This is a genomic window from Pseudomonas sp. SDO5591_S426 (assembly GCF_054070755.1).
In genome coordinates this window covers 1-2,770 of the sequence record NZ_JBSVXD010000355.1, presented here as the reverse complement: position 1 = coordinate 2,770, position 2,770 = coordinate 1, and the positions used below count along the sequence as shown (strand labels likewise).

General features: G+C 61.4%; 2 protein-coding genes. Both read left to right on the top strand.

What is annotated here, in order from left to right:
* Window positions 1–113 precede the first annotated feature (113 nt).
* Entirely contained in the window at window positions 114–1,106 is a 993-nt protein-coding gene (araD1, locus tag ACW9JC_RS29825) for an AraD1 family protein (protein WP_457459529.1), read from the top strand.
* A 10-nt stretch (window positions 1,107–1,116) separates the two neighbouring features.
* A complete protein-coding gene (locus ACW9JC_RS29820; protein WP_457459527.1) occupies window positions 1,117–2,697 on the top strand; it encodes an aldehyde dehydrogenase (NADP(+)) in 1,581 nt (526 codons plus the stop codon).
* Window positions 2,698–2,770: the final 73 nt, after the last annotated feature.

Genomic DNA, 2,770 nt, shown 5'->3' with positions numbered 1-2,770 from the left:
TGGGGACGCAGGCACATTCACCATTGGTGTGCCAGATGGATTGCTATCGCGGGCAAGCCCGCTCCCACAGGGATCTGCGATTGTTTTCGAAATTTGTACTCGGGAGAAAATCCATGCGTTTGGTTCAATTCGAATTGAGTAACGGCGAACGCCGCGTTGGTGTCGTCGAGGGTAGTCTGGTGCGTGAAGTGCAGGACGCACGCACCGTGCGCGATCTGGCCCTGGCGGCGATCGAAGCAGGCGTCGGCCTTGAACAGCAAGTCAAAGCCCTGGGCCTGGGCATCAGCCACGACTACTCCGATCTACTGGCGCAACTGCGCATCCTGCCACCGCTGGATCACCCGGACCCGGCGCACATGCTGGTCAGCGGCACCGGTTTGACCCACTTGGGCAGCGCCTCGGCTCGGGACAAAATGCATCAGCAGGCTGGCGACGAAGCGGCCATGACCGACACCATGCGCATCTTCAAATGGGGCGTGGAGGGCGGCAAGCCGGCAGCGGGTCAGGCGGGTGTGCAACCCGAATGGTTCTACAAAGGCGACGGCAGCATCGTCGTGCGTCCCGGCCAGCCGTTCCCGTTGCCGCCGTTTGCTGAGGACGCAGGGGAAGAGCCAGAGCTCAGCGGCCTGTACGTCATCGGTCATGACGGCAAACCGTATCGCCTCGGTTTTGCCGTGGGCAACGAGTTCTCCGACCACGTCATGGAGCGCAAGAACTACCTGTATCTGGCCCACTCGAAACTGCGCAGTTGCAGCTACGGCCCGGAATTGCGCGTTGGTGAGTTGCCGCAGCACTTGGCCGGCACCAGCCGCATTCTTCGCGACGGTGAAGTGCTGTGGCAGAACGAGTTTCTCAGCGGTGAGGCCAACATGTGCCACAGCCTGGCGAACCTGGAGTTCCACCATTTCAAATACAGCCAGTTCCTGCGTCCGGGGGATGTGCACATTCACTTCTTCGGCACCGCGACCCTGTCGTTTGCCGATGGGATACGCACGCAGCCGGGCGATGTATTCGAGATCAGTCAGGCCGAATTCGGCGCGCCGTTGATCAATGGCATCGCACCGGTTGAAGCCGCGTTCGAACCCGGCACCGTCGGCACACTTTGAGGAGAAATGCATGACCCTGATTCTTGGCCACAACTACATCGGCGGCCAGCGCAGTGCGTTGGGCAACGTCAAGCTACAAAGCGTTGATGCTGAAACCGGCGAGGCGTTGCCCCATGATTTTATCCAGGCTACGCCGGAGGAAGTGGATGCGGCTGCCAAAGCTGCCGCTGCAGCGTTCCCGGCTTATCGCAGCCTGAGCGCCGAGCGTCGCGCGCAGTTTCTCGATGCGATTGCCGCTGAGCTGGATGCGTTGGGTGATGATTTCGTTTCGTTGGTCTGCCGCGAAACCGCGCTGCCAGCGGCGCGGATCGTGGGGGAGCGCGGGCGCACCAGTGGTCAGATGCGTTTGTTCGCCAACGTACTGCGTCGCGGCGATTTCTACGGTGCGCGCATCGATCAGGCATTGCCCGACCGCCAGCCGTTGCCGCGTCCTGATCTGCGCCAATACCGCATCGGTCTCGGGCCGGTAGCCGTGTTCGGTGCCAGCAATTTTCCCCTGGCATTTTCTACCGCGGGTGGCGACACCGCTGCGGCCCTGGCCGCCGGTTGCCCGGTGGTGTTCAAGGCCCACAGCGGCCACATGGCGACAGCCGAGCAGGTGGCCGATGCGATCATTCGCGCTGCGGAAAAAACCGCGATGCCGGCCGGTGTATTCAACATGATCTACGGCGGCGGGGTCGGTGAAGCGCTGGTCAAGCATCCGGCGATTCAAGCGGTGGGCTTTACCGGTTCGCTCAAGGGTGGCCGCGCCCTGTGCGACATGGCTGCCGCGCGCCCGCAACCGATTCCGGTGTTCGCCGAGATGTCGAGCATCAACCCGGTGATCGTGCTGCCGCAGGCGCTGCAAGACCGCACGGAAACCATTGCTCGTGGCCTGTCGGCTTCGGTGGTTCAAGGCTGTGGTCAGTTCTGCACCAACCCCGGTTTGGTGATCGGTATCCGTTCGCCGCAGTTCAGCGCGTTCCTCACGCTGCTGGCCGACATGATGGCTGATCAACCGGCGCAAACCATGCTCAATGCCGGGACTTTGAGCAGCTACGGCAAAGGTCTGCAAAAGCTCATCGATCATCCGGGCATCGAGCATTTGGCGGGCAATGCGCAGCAAGGTCATCAGGCGCAACCGCAGTTGTTCAAGGCTGATGTCAGCCTGTTGATCAATGGCGATGAAGTGCTGCAAGAGGAAGTATTCGGGCCGACCACCGTCGTCGTCGAAGTGGCGGATCAGGCGCAACTGAGCGCTGCGTTGAACGGTCTGCACGGTCAATTGACCGCGACGATCATCGGCGAGCAGGCGGACTTCCAACAGTTCAGCGAACTGACGGCGTTGCTGGAACAGAAAGTCGGGCGAATCCTGCTCAATGGTTATCCGACCGGTGTTGAGGTGTGTGATTCGATGGTGCATGGCGGGCCGTACCCGGCGACGTCGGATGCGCGCGGCACGTCGGTGGGCACCTTGGCCATCGACCGCTTCCTGCGCCCGGTGTGCTTCCAGAACTACCCGGACAGCCTGCTGCCGGATGCGTTGAAGAATGGTAATCCGTTGCGCATTCAGCGTCTGGTGGATGGCAAGCCGACGCGCGACGCGATCTAACAACCTACCCCCCTGTAGGAGCTGCCGAAGGCTGCGATCTTTTGATTTTGCTTTTTAAGATCAAGATCAAAAG